Source organism: Mesorhizobium sp. BR1-1-6 (assembly GCF_020165355.1).
Classification (GTDB): Bacteria; Pseudomonadota; Alphaproteobacteria; order Rhizobiales; family Rhizobiaceae; genus Mesorhizobium.
The window spans coordinates 312,477-335,041 of record NZ_JAIUHZ010000004.1; the positions used below are offsets into that span (position 1 = coordinate 312,477).

Here is a 22,565-nt window from a genome sequence, read left to right on the forward strand (position 1 = left end):
GGCGGCCGCTCTGGGCCTGATGGCATTCGCCTCGTCCGCATCCGCGGCCGGTGTCGGCGCCTGCCTGATCACCAAGACCGACACCAATCCCTTCTTTGTCAAGATGAAGGAGGGTGCGACCGCCAAGGCCAAGGAGCTTGGTGTCGACCTCAAGACTTATGCCGGCAAGATCGACGGCGACAGCGAAAGCCAGGTCGCGGCGATCGAGAGCTGCATCGCCGACGGCGCCAAGGGCATCCTCATTACCGCGTCCGACACCAAGGGCATCGTGCCGACCGTGAAGAAGGCGCGTGACGCCGGCCTGCTGGTGATCGCGCTCGACACGCCGCTCGATCCGATCGACGCCGCCGACGCGACCTTTGCCACCGACAATTTGGAGGCCGGCAAGCTGATCGGCGCCTGGGCCGCCGCGACGCTCGGCGACAAGGCCAAGGACGCCAAGATCGGCTTTCTCGACCTGACCCCCTCGCAACCGACCGTGGACGTGCTGCGCGACCAGGGCTTCATGATGGGCTACGGCATCGACGTGAAGGATCCTAACAAGATCGGCGACGAGGATGACGCGCGCATCGTCGGCCATGACGTCACCAACGGCAATGAGGAGGGCGGCCGCAAGGCGATGGAGAACCTTCTGCAGAAGGACAACACCATCAACGTCATCCACACCATCAACGAGCCGGCCGCGGTCGGCGCCTATCAGGCGCTCAAGGCCGTCGGCCTGGAAAGCCAGGTGCTGATCGTCTCCGTTGATGGCGGCTGCCCCGGCGTGAAGTCGGTGGCCGAAGGCGTCATCGGCGCGACATCGCAGCAATATCCGCTGCAGATGGCGGCGCTCGGCATCGAGGCCATCGCCAACTTCGCCAAGGACGGCACCAAGCCGAAGCCGACCGAAGGCAAGAACTTCTTCGACACCGGCGTCAATCTGGTGACCGACAAGCCGGCCAATGGCGTGAAGTCCATCGACACCAAGGAAGGCCTCGCCAAGTGCTGGGGCTGATGCCGGTCTGACTGGCAACGAAAAACGGAGCGGCCGGACTTGATCCCCGGCCGCTTCGGGTGGACGATGGTCGCGTGACCGCGAACAATCCCGGCAGGAGACCGGAAAGGCGTGGACGGGTGTCGCCGCGTGGCTGATACCCTACGGGGAGGAAACATGTCTCAAGCTCAGGAATTCGAGAAGGTTCTCTCGGGCAGCGACACGAGCGTTGCCGCGTTTGACGAGCATAAATCGGCGGTCAGACGCATCCAGCATTTTCTGCACTCGACGCCGGCCGCGGTGCCGCTGATCGTTCTGGTCCTGGCGATCATCGTGTTCGGCCTCACCATTGGCGGGCGTTTCTTCTCGTCCTACACGCTGACGCTGATCCTGCAGCAGATCGCCATCGTCGGCATTCTGGGTGCCGCCCAGACCCTGGTCATCCTCACCGCCGGCATCGACCTTTCGATTGGCGTCATCATGGTGATTTCGGCCGTGATCATGGGCAATTGCGCCGTCAGCTACGGCCTGCCGAGCGTCCTTGCCGTAGCGATCGGACTTGCCGCGGGTGCTGCCTGCGGGCTGCTCAACGGGGTGCTTGTCGCCTACATGAAACTGCCGCCATTCATCGTGACACTCGGCACCTGGAACATCGTCATGGCGACGAACTTCATTTATTCGGCCAATGAGACGATCCGCGACACCGACGTCGACGTTCAGGCGCCGCTGCTGCATCTGTTCGCGCTCAGCTTCAAGGTCGGCACCGCTGTGCTGACGGCCGGCGTGATTGCGATGGTCGCGCTCGTGCTGCTCCTTTGGTACGTGCTCAATCACACGGCATGGGGCCGCCATGTCTACGCTGTCGGCGATGATCAGGAGGCGGCGAAACTGTCGGGTATCCAGACCAAGAAGGTGCTCATGACGGTCTATACCCTGGCCGGGCTGATCGCCGCTTTCGCCGCCTGGGTCTCCATCGGTCGCAATGGGTCGATCTCGCCGTCGGCCGCCGTGACCGACTACAATCTGCAGGCGATTACCGCCACGGTGATCGGCGGTATTTCTCTTTTCGGCGGCCGCGGCTCGATCCTCGGCACGCTGTTCGGCGCGATGATCGTCGGTGTCGTCTCCATGGGCCTCAACATGCTGGGCGCCGATCCGCAATGGAAGGTGCTGCTCACCGGCGTGCTGATCATCGGCGCCGTGGCGGTCGATCAATGGATCAGAAAGGTTTCGGCATGACCCAGGACCCTATCCTCACCGCTCGCGGACTGGTCAAGCGCTACGGCCGCGTCACCGCCTTGGACAATGCCGATTTCGACCTCTACCCCGGCGAAATCCTCGCTGTTATCGGCGACAACGGCGCCGGCAAGTCGTCGCTCATCAAGGCGATTTCAGGCGCTGTGGTGCCCGATGAAGGCGAAATCCGGCTTGAGGGCAATCCGGTCGCCTTCAAGTCGCCCATGGAGGCCCGCGAAGCCGGCATCGAAACCGTCTACCAGAACCTGGCGCTGTCGCCGGCGCTGTCGATCGCCGATAACATGTTTCTCGGCCGCGAGATACGCAAGCCCGGCTTTGTCGGCCAATGGCTTCGCATGCTCGACCGTCCGGCGATGGAAAAGCGCGCCCGCGACAAGCTGACTGAACTCGGCCTGATGACCATCCAGAACATCAGCCAGGCGGTGGAGACGCTGTCGGGCGGCCAGCGCCAGGGCGTGGCAGTGGCGCGCGCCGCCGCTTTCGGCTCCAAGATGGTCATCATGGACGAGCCGACGGCAGCACTTGGCGTCAAGGAAAGCCGCCGCGTGCTGGAACTCATCCTCGACGTGAAGAAGCGCGGCCTGCCGATCGTGCTGATCTCGCACAACATGCCGCATGTCTTCGAAGTGGCAGACCGCATCCACATCCATCGGCTGGGTCGTCGGCTGTGCGTCATCGATCCCAAACAACATACAATGTCCGATGCCGTCGCCTTCATGACCGGGGCAAAGACGCCGCCGGAGGCGGCGCTGGCGGCCTGAACTGCCAAATTGCCGCTGGGTAAGTCGCCTCCGGCTTACTTAAATCGATTGAACGTTTGCTGCAATGCGGTAGCATGGGCTGGGATGAATGATGAAAGCCGGTATGATCGTGGCAACCGCACGAGAGGCAGCATGACGCGCACGATGACATCCGACCCCCTCCCGCCACTGCTTGAAAATCCCGACCCCAAGACGCTCGCAAGGGAAGTCTTGATGGCCCTCAAATACAGGGTCGGCAAGGACACCACCGTCGCCACCCAGTACGATTGGCTGACCGCCTCGATCAAGGTCGTGCGCGACCGCATCGTCGATCGCTGGATGCAGGCGACGAAAGAGGCCTACGCCCAGCAGGAAAAGCGCGTCTATTACCTCTCGCTGGAGTTCCTCATCGGCCGCCTGATGCGTGACGCCTTCTCCAATCTCGGCCTGATGGAGAACATGCGCGAGGCGTTGTCGTCGCTGGGTGTGGAACTCGACCTCATCGCCACGCTCGAGCCGGATGCAGCACTTGGCAATGGCGGCCTCGGCCGGCTCGCCGCCTGCTTCATGGAAAGCATGGCCACCGTCGATATTCCCGCGCATGGCTACGGTATCCGCTACGCCAACGGCATGTTCCGCCAGGAGATACATGACGGCTGGCAGGTAGAATTGCCCGAGACTTGGCTCGATCACGGTAACCCCTGGGAGTTCGAACGCCGCGAACGGTCGTTCGAGGTCGGGTTCGGCGGCTCGGTGGAATCGGTCACCACCAGGGATGGCCGGCTGGAACGCCATGTCTGGAAGCCGACCGAGCATGTGCTGGCCGTCGCCTACGACACACCCGTCGTGGGCTGGCGGGGGAACCGCGTCAACACCTTGCGGCTTTGGTCGGGCATGCCGGTCGATCCGATTCTGCTCGACAAGTTCAATGCTGGCGACCACATCGGCGCACTCGCCGAAAGCAACAAGGCCGACGCGCTGTCGCGCGTACTCTATCCCGCCGATTCCCACATGGCAGGGCAGGAACTCAGGCTGCGGCAGGAATATTTTTTCTCCACCGCCTCTTTGCAGGACATCGTGCAGCGGCATCTCAGCCAATATGGCGACCTGAAGTCGCTGCCCGACAAGGCGGCAATCCACCTCAACGACACCCATCCGGCGATCGCCGTGCCGGAGCTGATGCGCCTCCTGATGGACGTCCACGGCATGGATTTCGACCGGGCCTGGGACACCACCAAACGCACCTTCGGCTATACCAACCACACGCTGCTGCCGGAGGCGCTGGAAAGCTGGCCGGTGCCGCTGTTCGAGCGGCTTTTGCCGCGCCATATGCAGATCGTCTACGCCATCAACGCGCAGGTGCTGCTCGAGGCGCGCGCCACCAATCAGTTCTCCGGCGAGCAGATCAGCCGCATCTCGCTGATCCAGGAGAATGGCGACCGCCGCGTGCGCATGGGCAATCTCGCCTTCGTCGGTTCGCATTCGATCAACGGCGTCTCGGCGCTGCATACCGAGCTGATGAAGGAAACGGTATTCGCCGACCTGCACACGCTCTACCCCGACCGCATCAACAACAAGACCAACGGCATCACGCCGCGGCGCTGGCTGATCCAGTGCAACCCAGGTCTGACCGCACTCGCCCGCGAGGCGATCGGCGACCGCTTCCTGGATGACATCGACGCGATCAAGGGGCTCGATGCCTTTGCCGCCGATACCGCTTTCCGCGAAAAATTCGCCGGAGTGAAGCGGCAGAACAAGGTGAAGTTGGCCAATCTCGTCGCCGACCGGCTCGGCATCAGGCTTGATCCCTCGGCGCTGTTCGACATCCAGGTCAAGCGCATCCACGAATACAAGCGCCAACTCCTGAACATCCTCGAGGCGGTCGCGCTCTACGACCAGATCCGCTCGCACCCGGAGCGCGACTGGATGCCGCGCGTGAAATTCTTCGGCGGCAAGGCGGCGCCCAGCTACCACAATGCCAAGCTGATCATCAAACTGGCCAACGACGTCGCCAGGGTCATCAACCGCGATCCGGCCGTTCGCGGCTTGCTCAAGGTGGTGTTCGTGCCGAACTACAATGTCAGCCTCGCCGAGATCATGATGCCGGCCGCCGACCTCTCCGAGCAGATATCGACCGCCGGCATGGAGGCTTCGGGCACCGGCAACATGAAGTTCGCGCTGAACGGCGCGCTGACCATTGGCACGCTCGACGGCGCCAATGTCGAAATCAAGGAGTGCGTCGGCGACGACAACATCTTCATCTTCGGCCTGACCACGGCGGAGGTCGCCGAGCGCCGCAACAATGGCTACGATCCGCGTGGCGTCATCGAGGCATCGCCCGAACTGTCGCAGGCGCTCGCGGCCGTTTCATCGGGCGTCTTTTCGCCCGATGATCCCAACCGCTACCGCGATCTCATCAATGGTCTCTACGACAGCGACTGGTTCATGGTCGCGGCGGATTTCGACGCCTATGCCACTTGCCAGCGAGACGTCGACGCCGTCTGGCGCAACAGTCCGGACTGGTACGCCAGGGCAATCCGCAACGTCGCGCGCGTCGGCTGGTTCTCTTCCGATCGCACGATCCGCCAATACGCGAAAGACATCTGGAACGTACCTGCCTGATGTGATTGCATGAGGCCACGAACGATGTAGTCCGGGGTGTGAGTTCAAACGCCGAATTTATACCTTAAAACAAACATTTGGTGCCCGGGGAGGGACACTGCCCGATGAGGAAACCGCGCGCGACCGCTGCGACAAGCGGGCCGGACGGATCGGCCCCGGCCAGCGATGTCGCGGCGATTGTCGCCGGCACGCACGGCAATCCGTTTGCGGTCCTCGGCGTCCATGAGGTGGGCAAGAACCTGTTTGCCCGCTGTTTCGTTCCGCATGCGGAGTTCGTCACCGCCTATACGCTGACCGGCATGATTGCTGGTGAACTGTCCAGGCGTGACGATGGCGGCTTTTTCGAAGGCAAGCTTTCGATCAAGAAGCGCCAGCCATTGCGCTATCACGCCAGGAATGCCGGGGGCGACTGGTGGTTGACGGATCCTTATTCTTTTGGCCCGGTGCTCGGTCCGATGGACGATTACTACATTGCCGAGGGCTCGCATCTGAGGCTGTTCGACAAGCTCGGCGCGCATGTCATCGAGCACGAAGGCGCCACCGGAGTGCATTTCGCCGTCTGGGCCCCCAATGCAAGGCGCGTCTCGGTGGTCGGCGATTTCAACGACTGGGACGGCCGCCGCCATTCGATGCGCGACCGCCGCGACACCGGCATCTGGGAGGTATTCATCCCCGATATCGGCGCTGGCAGGCCCTACAAGTACGAGATCATCGGCCCCGATGGCGTGAGATTGCCGCTGAAGGCCGATCCGTTTGCCTTCAAGTCCGAACTGCGCCCGGCGACCGCGTCGGTGACCGCTGCGTCGCCCGCCCATCAATGGGGCGACGAGGCGCATCGCAGTTTCTGGCGCAATGCCGATCCCCGGCGCGAGGCCATCTCCATCTACGAGGTCCATGCCGGCTCCTGGCAGCTTCGCGACGATGGAACGTTTCTGTCATGGGATGAACTGGCCGACCGGCTGATCCCCTATGTCGTCGAGACCGGCTTCACCCACATCGAGTTCATGCCGATCTCCGAACATCCCTATGATCCCTCCTGGGGCTACCAGACGACAGGCCTCTATGCGCCATCGGCGCGCTTTGGCGACCCGGCCGGCTTTGCCCGCTTTGTCGACGGCGCCCACCGTGCCGGCGTCGGCGTCATCCTCGACTGGGTGCCGGCGCATTTTCCGGTCGACGAGCACGGCCTTGTCCATTTCGACGGCACTGCGCTCTACGAGCATGCCGATCCGCGCCAGGGCTTTCATCCCGACTGGAACACCGCGATCTACAATTTCGGCCGCCGCGAGGTGGTGTCGTTCCTGGTCAACAACGCGTTGTTCTGGGCCGAAAAATATCATGTCGACGGCCTGCGCGTCGACGCGGTCGCCTCGATGCTCTACCTCGATTATTCGCGCAAGGCAGGCGAATGGATTCCTAACGAGAAGGGCGGCCGCGAGAACCTCGAGGCGGTCAGCTTCCTGCAGAAGATGAACAAGGAGCTCTACGGCCACCATCCGGGCGTCATGACCATCGCCGAGGAATCGACCTCGTGGCCGAAGGTCTCGGCTCCGGTCCATGAAGGCGGGCTGGGCTTCGGCTTCAAGTGGAACATGGGCTTCATGCACGACACGCTGGAGTATTTCTCCAAGGAGCCGATCTTCCGCAAACACCACCACAACGACCTTACCTTCGGCCTAGTCTATGCCTTCTCGGAGAATTTTGTGCTGCCGCTCTCGCATGACGAGGTCGTGCACGGCAAAGGCACGCTGCTTGGCAAGATGGCCGGCGACGACTGGCAGAAATTCGCGACATTGCGCGCCTACTACGCTTTCATGTGGGGCTACCCCGGCAAGAAGCTGCTGTTCATGGGCCAGGAGTTCGCGCAGCGCCGCGAATGGAGCGAGGCGCGCGCGCTCGACTGGAATCTTCTCGGTTTCCGCTCGCATCGCGGTGTCTGGCAGGTGGTGCGCGACCTCAACTATCTCTACCGCTCGCGACCGGCCCTGCACGGCCGCGACTGCGAGCCGGAAGGCTTTTCCTGGCTGATCGTCGACGACAGCCAGAATTCCGTCTTCGCCTGGCTGCGCAGCGCGCCGGGAGGCAATCCGGTCGCGATCATCTCCAATTTCACGCCGGTGCCGCGCGACAACTACCGCGTGCCGCTGCCGAAAGCCGGCACATGGCGCGAGATCATCAACACGGACGCTTCCGAATATGGCGGATCCGGCAAGGGCAATGGCGGCGCCGTCGAAGCGCGGGCGGAGGAAGGGGGCATCTCCGCAACGATGCTCTTGCCACCGCTGTCGACGATCATGCTTGAACTGGTCGCGGAACAAGCCATGTCGAGACCGGGTAACTTGGGAGGGTAGAAATGGCAAACTCGAAACGAACCCAGCCGCTGGCCCGCGACGCCATGGCCTATGTGTTGGCCGGCGGGCGCGGCAGCCGCCTCAAGGAACTGACCGACCGGCGCGCCAAGCCGGCGGTCTATTTCGGCGGCAAGACGCGCATCATCGATTTCGCGCTCTCCAACGCCCTCAACTCCGGCATCCGCCGCCTTGGCGTTGCAACCCAATACAAGGCGCATTCGCTGATCCGCCATTTGCAGCGCGGCTGGAACTTCCTGCGGCCCGAACGAAACGAAAGCTTCGACATCCTGCCGGCCAGCCAGCGCGTGTCGGAAACCCAGTGGTATGAAGGCACGGCCGACGCGGTCTACCAGAACATCGACATCATCGAGGCCTATGGCCCCGAATACATGGTCATCCTCGCCGGCGATCACATCTACAAGATGGACTACGAGCTGATGCTGCGCCAGCATGTCGACGCCGGCGCCGATGTCACCGTCGGCTGCCTCGAAGTGCCGCGCATGGAGGCCACGGCCTTCGGCGTCATGCATGTCGATGCCAAGGACAACATCATCGCCTTCGTCGAAAAGCCGGCCGACCCTCCCGGCATTCCAGACAGGCCCGAGTTTGCCCTGGCCTCGATGGGCATCTACGTGTTCAAGACCAAGTTCCTGATGGAGCAGCTGCGCCGCGACGCGGCCGAGCCCGGCTCGAGCCGCGACTTCGGCAAGGACATCATCCCCTATATCGTCGAGCACGGTAAGGCGATCGCCCACCGCTTCGCCAAGTCCTGCGTGCGCTCGACCGCGGAAAATGAGGCCTACTGGCGCGATGTCGGCACCGTCGACGCCTATTGGGAAGCCAATATCGACCTGACCGACGTGACGCCCGAACTCGACCTCTACGATCGCGACTGGCCGATCTGGACCTATGCCGAGTTGAAGCCGCCGGCGAAGTTCGTGCATGACGAGGATGGACGGCGCGGTTCGGCCGTGTCCTCGCTTGTGTCGGGCGACTGCATCGTCTCGGGCGCGACGCTCAGGAAAAGCCTGATCTTCACCGGCGCGCGCATCAATTCCTATTCGACGCTGGAAGAAGTCGTCATGCTGCCCGACGTCCATGTCGGCCGGAACGCAACGTTGAAGCGCGTCGTCATCGACCACGGTGTAAGGATACCGGAAGGGCTGGTGGTCGGTGAGGATCCCGTGCTCGACGCCAAGCGCTTCCGCGTTTCGGAAAAGGGCATCTGCCTGATCACGCAGGACATGATCAACAAGTTGTCAACCTGATCAGTTTGATCAACAAGTTGTCAATCCGATCGGGTTGATCAACAAGTTGTCAATCCGATCGGGTTGATCAACAAGCTGTCACTTTAGGGTGGTTTGTGCATGTCCTTGCCCCAGAACCGCTGCACGGTTTGGGCTACATGCACCAGGAGCGGTTCGGTAAGCGCATGCAGGTTCTGTCGGTCACGCCCGAGATCTTTCCGCTGATCAAGACCGGCGGGCTTGCCGATGTGACCGGCGCGCTGCCCGTCGCGCTAGCCGCCAAAGGCGTGACCATGCGCACGCTTATTCCCGGTTTTCCCATGGTGATGGACGCCTTCAAGAAAAAAAAGTCTGTCTACAAGTATCCGCTGCTGCAGGGCGGCAAGGCTTCGGTCCATTCTGTCCAGCTTGCCGGGCTCGATCTTTTCGTGCTCGATGCGCCGCATCTGTTCGATCGTCCCGGCGGTCCTTATGGCAATGCCGCGGGTGCCGATTGGCCGGACAATTGGCGCCGTTTCGCAGCGCTCAGCCAGGCCGGCGCCGACATCGCCGGCGGTGCCATCTCCGGTTACATGCCCGATATCGTGCATGCCCATGACTGGCAGTCGGCGATGACGCTGGCCTATATGCGCTATGGCAAGGCGGTCGGCACACCGTCGATGATGACTGTCCACAACCTCGCCTTCCAGGGGCAGTTCGGCGCCGGCATCTTCGGCGAACTCGGACTGCCGACGGCGGCGATGGCGCTTGACGGTGTGGAATATTATGGCGGCGTCGGCTTCCTCAAGGCCGGCCTGCAGGCTGCCTGGGCAATCACCACCGTCAGCCCGACCTATGCGCAGGAAATCCGCTCGCCGGAATTCGGCATGGGTCTCGACGGCCTGATCAACATGCGCTCCAGCGATCTCTATGGCATCGTCAACGGCATCGACACCGCCATCTGGAACCCGGAGACCGACAAGCATCTGGTGTCGAACTATACAGCCGCCTCGCTCAAGGCGCGCGCGCCCAACAGGGCCGCTGTCGAGGGCCGTTTCGGCCTCGATCGCGACGGTAGCCCGATCGTCTGCGTCGTCAGCCGCCTGACTTGGCAGAAGGGCATGGACATATTGGCGACGGCGGTCGACGGCATCGTTGCGACGGGCGCGCGGCTGGCTATTCTGGGTTCGGGCGATGCCGGCCTCGAAGGCGCGCTGCTCGCCGCCGCCGCACGCCACCGCGGCCGTATAGGCGTCGTCGTGGGGTATGACGAAGGCCTGTCTCACGTCATGCAGGGCGGCTGCGACGCCATCGTTATCCCGTCGCGCTTCGAGCCTTGTGGACTGACGCAGCTTTATGGCCTGCGCTATGGCTGCGTGCCGGTGGTCGCCCGCACCGGGGGGCTCGCCGACACTATCATCGACGCCAACGAGGCGGCGATTGCCGCCGGCGTGGCGACCGGGTTCCAGTTCGCGCCCAGCGACGGCGGCGCGCTGCTTCATGCCATCCGCCGCCTGGCCGAGGCCCATGCCAGCCCCGCGATCTTCGAGGCCATCCAGCGCCAGGGCATGAAGACCGACCTGTCCTGGGACCGAAGCGCTGACAAATACGTTGAACTCTATCGCCTGCTGCTTTCGAAAAGGGTTGCTTGAAGCATGATACGCACCGTTCCCACCAAACCCTATTCCGACCAGAAGCCCGGCACTTCGGGGCTGCGCAAGAAGGTGCCTGTGTTCCAGCAGGAGCACTATGCCGAGAACTTCATCCAGTCGATCTTCGACGCGCTGGACGGGTTCAAGGGCAAGACTCTGGTGATCGGCGGCGACGGCCGCTTCTACAATCGCGAGGTCATCCAGAAGGCCATCGCCATGGCCGCCGCCAACGGATTCGGCAAGGTGATGGTCGGGCAGGGCGGCATCTTGTCGACGCCGGCCGCTTCGCATGTCATCCGCAAGTACAAGACGTTCGGCGGCATTATCCTGTCAGCCAGCCACAATCCGGGCGGCCCGCACGAGGATTTCGGCATCAAGTACAATGCCGGCAATGGCGGCCCGGCGCCGGAAAAGCTGACCGATGCGATCTTCGCCAGGACCAAGGCGATCTCCAGCTTCAAGACCGTCGACATCGATCCGATCGACATCGACGCGATCGGTACCGTCAAGGCCGCCGGCATGACGGTCGAGATCATCGATCCGGTCGTCGACTATGCCGAGCTGATGGAAAGCCTGTTCGATTTCGACGCGCTGCGCAAACTGTTCAAGTCGGGCTTTCGCATGCGCTTCGACGCCATGCACGCGGTGACCGGCCCCTACGCCAAGGAGATCCTCGAACACCGGCTTGGCGCGCCCGACGGCACCTGCCGCAACTTCAAGCCGCTGCCGGATTTCGGCGGCCACCATCCGGATCCGAACCTGGTCCATGCCAAACATCTCTATGACGAGATGATGGGACCGGACGCCCCGGATTTCGGTGCCGCTTCCGACGGTGACGGCGACCGCAATTTGATCATCGGCAAGGGCATTTTCGTCACCCCGTCGGATTCTGTCGCCATGCTCGCCGCCAACGCCCGCCTGGCGCCGGGCTACAAGGAAGGCCTGAAGGGCATTGCGCGCTCGATGCCGACCAGTGGGGCCGCCGACCGCGTCGCCGAAAAACTCGGCATTGGCATGTATGAGACGCCGACCGGCTGGAAATTCTTCGGCAATTTGCTCGACGCCGGCATGGCGACGATCTGCGGCGAGGAAAGTGCGGGCACCGGCTCCAACCATGTGCGCGAGAAGGACGGCCTGTGGGCCGTGCTTTTGTGGCTCAACATCCTCGCCGCGCGCGGCGAGAGCTGTAAGCAGATCGTCACCGAGCACTGGGCGACCTACGGCCGAAACTATTATTCGCGCCATGACTACGAGGAAGTCGAGAGCGGGCGCGCCAATGCGCTGGTCGACGAACTGCGCGCCAAGCTTGGCTCGCTGCCGGGCACCAGCGTGCGCGGCCTGAAGATCGCCAATGCCGACGACTTCACCTATCACGATCCGGTCGACGGTTCGGTGAGCGAACATCAAGGCATCAGGGTGCTGTTCGAAGGCGGCTCGCGCGTCGTCTTCCGGCTTTCCGGCACGGGCACCTCGGGCGCCACCTTGCGCGTCTACATCGAGCGCTACGAGCCGGACAAGGCCAGGCACGATCTCGATACGCAGAAGGCGCTCGCCGATCTGATCGCAGCAGCGGATGACATCGCGGGAATCAGGAGCCATACCGGCCGTGACAAGCCGAGCGTGATTACTTGAGCGTGGCGGTGGCTTCACCCTCCCACTTGTGGGGAGGGTCGATCCGCGTAGCGGGTCGGGGTGGGGGTGCTCGTAGAGGGCTTTGCCGGCGTCACCCCCCACCCCGCTCACTTCGTTCGCGACCCTTCCCACAAGGGGGAGGGTGGAGGACGCGCCGATGACCTCACTAGGCGCCACCATCACCCAGGACGGCATCCGCTTTGCCGCCTGGTCGTCGTCGGCCCGTCGCCTTTGGGTCTCGATCTTCGACGAACAGGGAAACCGCGAACTCGACCGGCTGGAGCTGAAACCGGAAGGAGAGGGGGTGCATGCACTCTTCGTCTCCGGCCTTGCCGAGGGCACCCGCTACGGTTTCCGCGCCGATGGCGACTACGCGCCCGAGCGCGGATTTTGGTTCGACCCCGACAAGCTGCTGACCGATCCCTACGCCGTCGAGATCGATCGGCCCTATGCCTATCACTGGCGTCTCGCCGCGCGGCGCAACGAAGGTGCCGATACCGCGCCGCTGATGCCGAAGGCCGTGGCGAAAGCCTTGCTCACGGCTGTGCCTGTGCCGCCGCCGCTGTTCCGTCCCGGCGGCCTGATCTACGAAGTGCCGGTGCGCGCCTTCACCAAGCTGCATCCGGATGTGCCGGAAAAACAGCGCGGCACGACCGCCGCGCTTGCTCATCCGGCTATCGTCGAGCACCTGCGAAGGCTCGGCGTCTCCGCCGTCGAGCTGATGCCGGTGACCGCATCGATCGACGAGCGGCATCTGCCGCCGCTCGGGTTGAGCAACGCCTGGGGTTATAACCCTGTCACCTTCATGGCACTAGACCCGCGCCTGGCCCCTGGCGGCCTAGCCGAATTGCGCGTTACCGTTGCCGCGCTGCGTGCGGCCGGCATCGGCACCATTCTCGACCTCGTCTTCAACCACACGGGCGAAAGTGACAGGCTCGGTCCGACATTGTCGCTGCGCGGCCTAGACAATCAGGCTTATTACCGGCATCAGCCGGATGGCAGGCTGGTCAATGACACCGGTACCGGCAACACGATTGCCTGCGATCACCCGGCGGTGCAGGAAATGGTGCTCGACACGCTTCGCCATTTTGTCCGCCATGCCGGCGTCGACGGTTTTCGTTTCGACCTGGCACCGGTGCTGGGGCGCGTCAACGGCACATTCGAAGCGCAAGCGCCGTTGCTGGAGGCGATGCGCGAGGATGCGCTGTTGGCCGGCCGTGTGTTGATCGCCGAGCCCTGGGACATCGGTCTCGATGGCTATCAGCTCGGCAACTTCCCCTCCCGCTTCCTGGAATGGAACGATCGTTATCGCGACGATGCCCGGCGCTTCTGGCGCGGCGATGCCGGCATGGTTGGTACGCTGGCGACACGACTTGCCGGTTCGTCCGATATTTTCGGCAGGGGCGGCCAGCCCGCCAGCCGCACGGTGAATTTCATCGCGGCCCATGACGGCATGACGCTGGCCGACATCGTTGCTTATGAGGAGAAGCATAACGAGGCCAATGGTGAGCAAAATCGCGATGGCCACAACGAGAACCTGTCCTGGAACAACGGCGTCGAGGGCGCGACGGACGACGCGGCAATCGCGAAGGCGCGCTTCAGCGACCAGTGTGCGCTGCTCGCCACGCTGTTCGCCTCGCGCGGCACGATCATGCTGACGGCCGGCGACGAATTCAGCCGCAGCCAGCAAGGCAATAATAACGCTTATGCGCAGGACAACAACATCACCTGGCTCGACTGGAAGGGGCGTGACCAGGCGCTGGAAGGCTACGCGCGTGCACTGGCCGCCTTGCGCCGCGCGGTGCCGGCGCTCTCTAATACAGATTTCCTCACCGGCCAGCCGCTGGCCGGGTCGGACACTGCCGACGTCGCCTGGCTCACCGAGACGGGGGCGCTGCTCGGCGAGGCGGAGTGGAACGATCCCGCCCGGCATCGCCTCGTCATGCTGCTCGGCGGCGTGGATGGCCGGCTTGCCGTCATGGTCAATGGCGATCGCCGCCAATGCATCTTCACATTGCCCGCGCGAGATGGATTCCGATGGCATTCCGCCATCGAAGCGCAAGCAGTTGATCTTTCTCGCGCGCTGCCGGGCCGCAGCGTGAATTTCATGATCGAGCGCAGGACGGAAGGGCCCAGACAGGGAAAGGGTCGTGATGACTGACGACAATGCCGAGCGAGCGGCCGACTGGTGGCGCGGCTGCGTCATTTACCAGGTCTACCCGCGTTCCTTCCAGGACACGACCGGCGACGGCAGCGGCGATCTCGCCGGCATCACATCAAGGCTCGCCCACATCGCCTCGCTCGGCGCCGATGCCGTCTGGTTGTCGCCTTTCTTCAAGTCGCCGATGGCCGATATGGGTTACGACGTATCGGATTATTGCGACGTCGATCCGATGTTCGGCACGTTGGAGGATTTCGACACACTGGTTGCCGAAGCGCACCGGCTTGGCCTGAAAATCATCATCGACCAGGTGCTGTCGCACTCCTCCGACAGGCACGAATGGTTCGTCGAAAGCCGCGCCAGCCGCGACAATCCAAAGGCTGATTGGTACGTGTGGGCCGACGCCAGACCGGATGGTGGTGTGCCCAACAACTGGCTGTCGGTCTTCGGCGGCCCCTCGTGGGAATGGGATGCGACCCGCCGGCAGTACTACCTGCACAATTTCCTCGCTTCGCAGCCGGATCTCAACTTTCACAACCCGGAGGTCCAGGACGCGCTCCTGGATACAGTGCGGTTCTGGTTGGAGCGCGGCGTCGACGGCTTCCGGCTGGACACCGTCAACTACTACGTCCACGACCGCTGGCTGCGCAGCAACCCGCCCTTGGCGTCGAGCGTTGCAGGCACCAACACCGAGACCAACACCTACCTCTACCAGGAGCACCTGTTCGACAAGACGCAGCCGGAAAACCTAGCGTTCCTGCGGCGCTTTCGGGCGCTGCTCGACGAGTACGGGGATCGCGCCGCCGTCGGCGAAATCGGTGATGAGGGGCGCTCCCTACAGACGCTGGCCGCCTACACCTCCGGCGGCGACAAGCTGCAGATGTGCTACACCTTCGATCTGCTTGGCCCGCAATTTTCGGCGGCGCATGTGCGCGGCTGTGTCGAGGCTTTCGAAAACGCTGTCGTAGATGGCTGGGTCTGCTGGGCGTTTTCCAACCATGACGTCATGCGTCATGTCAGCCGCTGGACGCGGCCGGGCGGCGATCCTGACGTGGTGGCCAAATTCTCGATCATGCTGCTCTCTTGCCTGCGTGGCTCGATCTGCCTCTACCAGGGCGAGGAACTCGGTTTGCCGGAGGCGGAACTTGCCTATGAGGACCTGCGCGATCCGGTAGGCATCCGCTTCTGGCCCGGTGTGAAGGGAAGGGATGGCTGCCGCACGCCCATGGTCTGGGAGTCCGGCGCCGATAATGCGGGCTTCTCCACCGGTAAACCCTGGCTGCCGGTGCCGGAAAGCCATCGCGCTCGCGCGGTCGATGTACAGAGCGGCGATGAGCAATCGGTACTTTCCGCCTACCGTTCGGCACTCGCTTTGCGCAAGCGGCATCCGGCGCTGGTCGGCGGTTCGATCCGCTTTCTCGACGCCGAAGGCGACGTGCTGGCCTTTGTCCGCGAGCATGGCGATGAGAGGCTGCTTTGTGCCTTCAATTTCGCCGGGGAACCGGCCAACTGGCCGCTGCCGCAAGACTTAGGAGCGGTTGCGAAACTTGGCGGCGATGCCTCGCTCGCCGGAGAAGCCGTGCTTTTGCTGCCGACACTCGGATGCTTTCTTGGACACCTTGCCTAGATCAGCGCGTGCCGGCCATCTTACTGGACAAGCACGGCACGTCCGCACGTTGCGCCGGTGACCCGGACGTCGGCTTCACCGAGACGCACGCCAAGAGCTCCGAGCAGATTGGTAAGCAACGTGTCGACCGGAGCTGTTACGCTGTTCAGAAGTGCCACCACTGGCGGGCTTACGGTTGCGATCAGCGTGTTCAGATTCAGCAGCGGCAGACCGAGTAAATTCGCCGTCAGCGACAAATCGCTGACCAGCGACGTAGTCAACGACTGGGTAAAATTTCGGGTGTAAGCGGTCCTTATCGTCTTGGCATCGATATCGGCCTTGTTGAAAGTCAACGTCGTTAGCGTGTTGTTGGCCATGTCGAACGCCGCTGAGCCTACCACCGACAGCACCGGGATGATCAGAAGTTTCACGCTCGCGATTTCCGTGTTGGAAAACGTCTCCTTGTTGGTGAAATCGGCAAAGCCGGCGCTGCTGCTGTCGCCGAGATGCCCTTCGACGATACCGGGACGGGTGGCGATGGTCACCTTGATGCTGCTGGGGCCTGTCGGACAACTTATGTCGGTGAGTTTGGCCTCGGCATAGGCAACTTCGACATGCAGAGGCAGACTGACCGACACCAGGGTAATACCGCCTCCGACATTGCTGTTGCCGGCTCCGATCTTCACCACCAGCTTGATGCGGGTCTGGACCGTCCGCACAATGGTGCCGACTTCGCCAACCTTCAGCCATGGCGAGGATTGCGGCGGTTCGCCGACGGCGATGGCGAGCGTGCTCGACAGCACCCCCGGTATGCCGGTGCTGAGACCGAGGTCGACCTGCTTCGAACCGTTTGCCAGTTCGGCGGCGGCCATCAGCATTCCCATCGCGCTGGCGTCAACGCCAAGGCCGGCCGGCCTCTGCCCGAGGCCAAGTCTGCCGAGGGGGCCGAGGTCAATGAGATGGCTGAGCGGAATCTTGACCGTGTTGGTCGATTTGCTTGCCATGGTTTGCAAGGCGACCTTGGCCGTGTTGCCGAGCCCGGGAACATTGGCCATGGCGGTGGCGATCTGGCCGACTGTAGCCTTTGAGGCCAGAACGTCCGAATAGGTCACGCCCGTCAGGTTCAATTGCACCGCCAGGGCATCGACGAAGGAAAGCACGCTGACATCGGCGGAGATCAATCCGTTGTAGTCCATGACGCTGAGCGAGATGTTGCCGCCCAGGAGTCCGCCGAGAAGCGCGTTGAGGATGGGGCTGTTGCTGGTATTGACGCTGAGCAACCTCGATCCGACCGAGAAAGTGGCCTGTGGCGTCATGCTGGCGTTGGCTTCGGTGCCAATGATGGGCGTTGGGATCAGCGAGCTTGCGAAATAGCGGTTGGGGATCTTGCGCAGGGTCACATGAACCGCGTTGTAAGGGGTTACGCCTGCTTGGAAGCGTCGATCCACATTGACCGAGGATGCCCCTGCATATCGGCCCCGCGTGACCGTCACGACGGTTTTGCCCACCGCCGCGGGAATGGTTTGACCCGAGCCCTGAACGACGACGCCTGGCATCCCGTTGTCGGTGAGCGTGGTCAAGACCGCGGTCTGGACGTTGTTGATGTTCGAAGCCGCGGTGATCGCTGCCAGGTCGACCATCGCCTGTGCTTCTCGGCGCTCGGTGTAAATGGAGGCCTCGTCGATCGCCACTGCTGCCAGCGCCAGCGCGACCGGCGCGCTCAACGCCGTCATCACCGTGAAATTCGCTCGTTGGTCACCAAGCATCAGGCGTGCAAGCCTGCGGATCTTCAAGCGCGAACTGAGCAGCATTCAGATGCCCCCGACCCTGATCGTTGATTGGCGTTTGATCGTGGTACCCGGCATGGCTATGCCCGGAAAGAGATTCCAGATCGGCAGGTTTCGGGCATCGTACTGGATCAACACCACGAACTGATTGCCGTCCGCCGTGCTGTCATTGGCCCGATAAGTCAGCTTGCTGGCGTCGACGAAGGGATATCCACCGGCATTATTGGCGAGAAACGAGGCCACGAGCGTCTGCCGCTCGGTCTGGTTCAGCCCCGAGATGGCCGTCCGGGCGGCGTCCGCCGCGATCTGCTGTATTGAATTGGCCGCGCCGAAATAGATACCGTATGCAACCATTCCGAGCAGGAGAAGGATGAATATCGGTGATAGCAGAGCGAACTCAATCGCCGAAGTTGCCGAAGTGTCTGTCTGGAATCGGCGCCCCTGGATCCGGCGAATGAGGTTCTGAACCATGCCGCCGAGCATGCCAAAGTTCGCATGCAAAAAGCGAAAACTCTAGGCGCAACCTGGAAGTGTGTATGATTGAAAAGCTACGCTAATTTAGCCGCGGCTTCTTTGATTCCTGGCTATTGACTTAGGGTCAATCAGTACTCGGTTGAAAAGAGCTTGCCGCCTGTCTAGTCTCCTGCCACCAGCCGACGGAGGGAACCGGCGGCGCGCTCAAAGGGGCCAGACATCGGTCCCGGGGCGTCAACACGCAAAGGCGCGCCGTTGGCAGCGCCGACAGGGAGAAACTTCATGCTGAAAAACATGCTGAAGGCGACGGCATTCGCCACAACCATGGCGCTGGCCGCCGGAACATTCTACACGCCGGCCTTTGCCGAGGTCGTCTACAACAGAGGCACTGCTGCCGAATCCGAGTCGGTTGATCCGCATAAGACCTCGACGGTTTATGAAGCCAACGTCTTGCGCGACCTGTTCCAAGGTCTGGTGATGCAGGACGAGAAGGCCAACGTCATCCCCGGCGCCGCCGAGAGCTGGACGGTGTCGGATGACGGTACCGTTTACACCTTCAAGCTCAGGAAGGACGGCCAGTGGTCCGACGGCAGCCCGGTGACGGCCGAAGACTTCGTCTTCGCTTTCCGCCGCCTCGAAGACCCGGCGACGGCCGCCGAATATGCCTCGATGCTCTATCCCGTCAAGAACGCCGAGGAAGTCAACACCAAGAAGGGCAAGCCCGAGGACATGGGCGTCAAGGCCATCGACGCGACCACCCTTGAAGTGACGCTGAAGGCGCCGACGCCATATTTCCTCGAAATGCTGACCCACCAGGCGACCTATCCGGTCAACAAGGCGTCCATGGACAAGCTCGGCGCCGACTGGATCAAGCCGGGCAATCTCGTTTCCAACGGCCCCTATACGCTGGCCGAGTGGGTTCCCAACGATCATATGAAACTGGTCAAGAATCCGAAATTCTGGGATGCCGGAAGCGTCAAGATCGACGTCGTCAACTACATCCCGACAGAGGATCGCTCCTCGGCGATGAAGCGCTTCGAGGCCGGCGAACTCGACAGCTACGACGATCTACCGACCGAGCAGCTCGCCGACCTCAAGGCCAAGTTCGGTGATCAGATCAAGGTGGGGCCGTATCTCGGCACCTATTACTACGCGATCAAGACCGACAAGAAGCCCTGGGACAATGTCGAGCTGCGCAATGCCATCTCGATGGCCATCGACCGCGATTTCATTGCCGAAAAGGTCTGGCAGAATTCAATGCTGCCAGGCTATTCGATGGTCCCTCCGGGCATCGAGGGCTACACGCCGGCGATGGCCAAATATGCCGACATGTCGCAGATCGACCGCGAGGACGCAGCCAAGAAGATACTCGAGAAACTCGGTTACACGCCGGAGCATCCGCTGAAGATGGAGATCCGATACAACACCTCGGAGAACCACAAGAATACCGCGGTCGCCATCCAGGAACAGCTGAAGCCGCTCGGCGTCGACGTCACGCTGCTCAACACCGACACCAAGACCCACTACTCCTTCCTCGAGCAGAGGGGTGACTATGACGTTGCGCGCGCCGCCTGGATTGCCGACTACAAGGATCCCGAAACCTTCCTGGGCATCTCGCGCAAGGCCAGCGGCAACAACTATTCGGTCTATGACAGCCCGCAATATGAGGCGGCCATGGACAAGGCGGCCGCCGCCGGCGGCAAGCCGGAAGAGCGCATGAAGGAACTCGCCGCCGCCGAGCGTATCCTCGTCGATGACGTCGGCCAGATCCCGCTTCTCTACTATAGCTACCACGATATCGTTTCCCCGAAGCTGCACGGCTTCGTCGACAACGTCATGGACGTGCATCCGTCCCGCTTCATCTCCAAGGATTGAAAACCTTGATCGACCCGCCGCCCGTTCAGGACGGCGGTTCGAGCTGTCGTCGCATGGGGCCCGAAAGTCGAAATCGATTTTCGCAGGCCATGGTGCGAAGATGAGAGGTGCCAGAGCGCTGCGGGCGTCCGGTTGGATGCCCGTCACCCTGGCCGAAGCAGGGCACCGCCGATGCTACGCTACATTTTCAGGCGGCTTCTGACCGCCATTCCAACGCTATTCGTCATCGTGACCTTGGCGTTCTTCCTGATGCGCGTCGCACCGGGCGGCCCGTTCAACCAGGAGCGGGGCCTGAGCCCCGAGATCAGGGCCAATCTTGAAGCCCAGTTCGGGCTCGCCGACCCGCTCTGGCTGCAATATGTCCACTATCTCGGCAATCTCCTGCGCGGCAATTTTGGCCCGAGCTACAATATGCCGGACTTTACCGTCACCGAGCTTTTCGCGAAGGGCTTGCCTATTTCCATTCAGCTCGGCGCCTCCGCGCTGATCTTGGCGCTGCTGCTCGGCAGCGTGCTCGGTACCATTGCGGCGCTCAACCAGAACAAACTTGGCGACTACACGGTGATTGCGCTGGCAACCGCGGGCAGCACCATCCCGACCTTCGTCATCGCGCCGATTATCCAGCTCGTGTTCGGATTGACCTGGAAGCTGTTGCCGATCGGCGGCTGGGGCGATGGTGCGCTTATCAACAAGATCGGTCCCGTGCTGACGCTTGCCCTGCCGCAGATCGCCATCGTCGCCCGCCTGATGCGCGGCTCGATGATCGAATCGCTGCGCTCGCATCACATCCGCACGGCGCGCGCGCTCGGCCTGTCCGACTGGTCGGTGGTGGTCAAGCACGCGCTGCGCGGCGCCGTCCTGCCGATCGTCTCCTTCACCGGTCCGGCTGCCGCCGCCCTGCTCACCGGCTCGATCATCGTCGAGACGATCTTCTCCATTCCCGGCGTCGGGCGCTACTTCGTCGATGCCGCGCTCAACCGCGACTACACGCTGGTGATGGGGACGGTGGTGGTCATCGCCATCTTCACCATCGTCTTCAACCTGATCGTCGACGTCATGTATGCCGTCGTCGATCCGAGGGTGCGCTATGACTGATATCGCGATCGCCGCACCGGTCGTCGGCCGTTCGCTGTGGGGCGATGCCTGGGCGCGCCTCAAGGCCAACCGCGCTGCCATGTTCAGCCTCTACTATCTGATCCTGATCGCCGTGATCAGCGTGTTCGGGCCCTGGTTCGTGCCGCACCAATACACCACCATCTATGGTGATTATGTGCGTACGCCGCCGAGCCTGTCGGCCTATCCGAAGGCGGACATGATCGAGACCGCGCTTAATGAGGCGATCAAGCGCATGCGTGTCGACATCAAGGACTGGCGCCAGGACGGCAATCGCGTCTTCGTCACCGTCACCTCCAGCAAGGCGATCGACGACCGCAACATCCGCTATCTCGACCGGTCCGACGCCTTCGACGACACCAGGATCGAAAGCAAGTCGCCTGACGGCCTCGAAGCGACGATGAGCGCCTCGGTCAAGCAGCAATATTTTCTTTTCGGCACCGACAACACCGGCCGCGATCTGTTGTCGCGGACGCTGATGGCCGGGCGCGTTTCGCTGGCCATCGGTCTGCTCGCCGGCGTCGTGGCCGTGGCCATCGGCGTGCTCTATGGCGCCACTGCCGGTTTTGCCGGAGGCAGGGTCGACGAGGTGATGATGCGCATCGTCGACGTGCTTTATTCGCTGCCCTTCATCTTCTTCGTCATCATGCTGGTGGTGTTCTTCGGCCGCAACTTCGTGCTGATGTTCCTGGCGGTCGGCGCCGTGCTGTGGCTCGACATGGCCCGCATCGTGCGCGGCCAGGCGCTGTCCATCCGCCGCCAGGAATATGTCCAGGCGGCCGAGGCCATGGGCGTCGGCCAGCGCGGCATCCTTTTGCGCCACGTCATTCCCAACCTGCTCGGGCCGGTGGTGATCTACATGACGCTGCTGGTGCCGCAGGTCATTATCCTGGAGAGCTTTCTGTCGTTCCTCGGGCTCGGCATCCAGGAGCCGATGACCAGCTGGGGCGTGCTGATCTCGGTCGGCGCCAAGAATATCGGCACTGCAAACTGGCTGCTTCTGTTCCCTGCCTTCTTCCTGGTCTCCACCTTGTTCGCCCTGAACTTCGTCGGCGACGGCCTGCGCGATGCGCTCGACCCCAAGGACCGCTAA

General features: G+C 62.6%; 15 protein-coding genes. 13 read left to right on the forward strand and 2 right to left on the reverse strand.

The genetic code is table 11. The annotated features are described in order from the left end of the window. Positions 1–19: 19 nt before the first annotated feature. The 10 genes from LB545_RS11500 (at position 20) to LB545_RS11545 (ending at position 16,244) form a co-directional block, all read left to right on the forward strand. Positions 20–997, forward strand: coding sequence for a sugar ABC transporter substrate-binding protein (locus tag LB545_RS11500; RefSeq protein WP_404927863.1), 978 nt, complete (start codon positions 20–22; stop codon positions 995–997). A 156-nt stretch (positions 998–1,153) separates the two neighbouring features. Further along, complete coding sequence (locus LB545_RS11505) at positions 1,154–2,215, forward strand: ABC transporter permease (RefSeq protein WP_140494823.1); 1,062 nt, start codon at positions 1,154–1,156, stop codon at positions 2,213–2,215. Beyond that, entirely contained in the window at positions 2,212–2,994 is a 783-nt protein-coding gene (locus tag LB545_RS11510) for an ATP-binding cassette domain-containing protein (protein ID WP_224705086.1), read from the forward strand. The genes LB545_RS11505 and LB545_RS11510 overlap by 4 nt, the downstream gene beginning before the upstream one ends. Positions 2,995–3,126: 132 nt before the next feature. Next, the gene (locus tag LB545_RS11515; RefSeq protein WP_224705044.1) at positions 3,127–5,595 is read left to right on the forward strand and encodes a glycogen/starch/alpha-glucan phosphorylase; all 2,469 of its coding nucleotides are present in this window, start codon (positions 3,127–3,129) and stop codon (positions 5,593–5,595) included. A gap of 104 nt (positions 5,596–5,699) precedes the next feature. Next, complete coding sequence (gene glgB / locus LB545_RS11520) at positions 5,700–7,946, forward strand: 1,4-alpha-glucan branching protein GlgB (protein WP_224705045.1); 2,247 nt, start codon at positions 5,700–5,702, stop codon at positions 7,944–7,946. 2 nt (positions 7,947–7,948) lie between these two features. Continuing rightward, complete coding sequence (gene glgC, locus LB545_RS11525) at positions 7,949–9,214, forward strand: glucose-1-phosphate adenylyltransferase (RefSeq protein ID WP_224705046.1); 1,266 nt, start codon at positions 7,949–7,951, stop codon at positions 9,212–9,214. 164 nt (positions 9,215–9,378) lie between these two features. Continuing rightward, positions 9,379–10,824, forward strand: a complete 1,446-nt coding sequence (gene glgA / locus LB545_RS11530; protein WP_140494814.1) for a glycogen synthase GlgA — start codon at positions 9,379–9,381, stop codon at positions 10,822–10,824. A 3-nt stretch (positions 10,825–10,827) separates the two neighbouring features. Then, complete coding sequence (locus LB545_RS11535) at positions 10,828–12,456, forward strand: alpha-D-glucose phosphate-specific phosphoglucomutase (RefSeq protein WP_140494811.1); 1,629 nt, start codon at positions 10,828–10,830, stop codon at positions 12,454–12,456. A 157-nt stretch (positions 12,457–12,613) separates the two neighbouring features. Further along, the gene (gene glgX / locus LB545_RS11540) at positions 12,614–14,617 is read left to right on the forward strand and encodes a glycogen debranching protein GlgX (RefSeq protein ID WP_224705047.1); all 2,004 of its coding nucleotides are present in this window, start codon (positions 12,614–12,616) and stop codon (positions 14,615–14,617) included. Beyond that, complete coding sequence (locus tag LB545_RS11545; protein WP_140494807.1) at positions 14,610–16,244, forward strand: alpha-glucosidase family protein; 1,635 nt, start codon at positions 14,610–14,612, stop codon at positions 16,242–16,244. Before glgX ends, LB545_RS11545 begins: the two co-directional genes overlap by 8 nt. A 20-nt stretch (positions 16,245–16,264) precedes the next feature. On the opposite strand, the gene LB545_RS11550 is transcribed toward LB545_RS11545, so the two are convergent. Both LB545_RS11550 and LB545_RS11555 read right to left on the reverse strand, forming a co-directional pair. Next, positions 16,265–18,034 (reverse strand): TadG family pilus assembly protein, encoded by a 1,770-nt coding sequence (locus LB545_RS11550; RefSeq protein WP_224705048.1) that lies wholly within the window; start codon positions 18,032–18,034, stop codon positions 16,265–16,267. Beyond that, the gene (locus LB545_RS11555; RefSeq protein WP_140580968.1) at positions 18,035–18,481 is read right to left on the reverse strand and encodes a TadE/TadG family type IV pilus assembly protein; all 447 of its coding nucleotides are present in this window, start codon (positions 18,479–18,481) and stop codon (positions 18,035–18,037) included. Between the two features lie 285 nt (positions 18,482–18,766). Here LB545_RS11555 and LB545_RS11560 point away from each other — a divergent pair, with 285 nt between their 5' ends. The 3 genes from LB545_RS11560 (at position 18,767) to LB545_RS11570 (ending at position 22,565) form a co-directional block, all read left to right on the forward strand. Beyond that, positions 18,767–20,359, forward strand: a complete 1,593-nt coding sequence (locus LB545_RS11560) for a peptide ABC transporter substrate-binding protein (RefSeq protein ID WP_140494803.1) — start codon at positions 18,767–18,769, stop codon at positions 20,357–20,359. A gap of 171 nt (positions 20,360–20,530) precedes the next feature. After that, entirely contained in the window at positions 20,531–21,454 is a 924-nt protein-coding gene (locus LB545_RS11565; protein ID WP_140494801.1) for an ABC transporter permease subunit, read from the forward strand. After that, positions 21,447–22,565 carry an ABC transporter permease gene (locus LB545_RS11570; RefSeq protein ID WP_140494797.1) on the forward strand — a complete coding sequence of 373 codons (1,119 nt, stop codon included), beginning with the start codon at positions 21,447–21,449 and terminating at the stop codon, positions 22,563–22,565. The genes LB545_RS11565 and LB545_RS11570 overlap by 8 nt, the downstream gene beginning before the upstream one ends.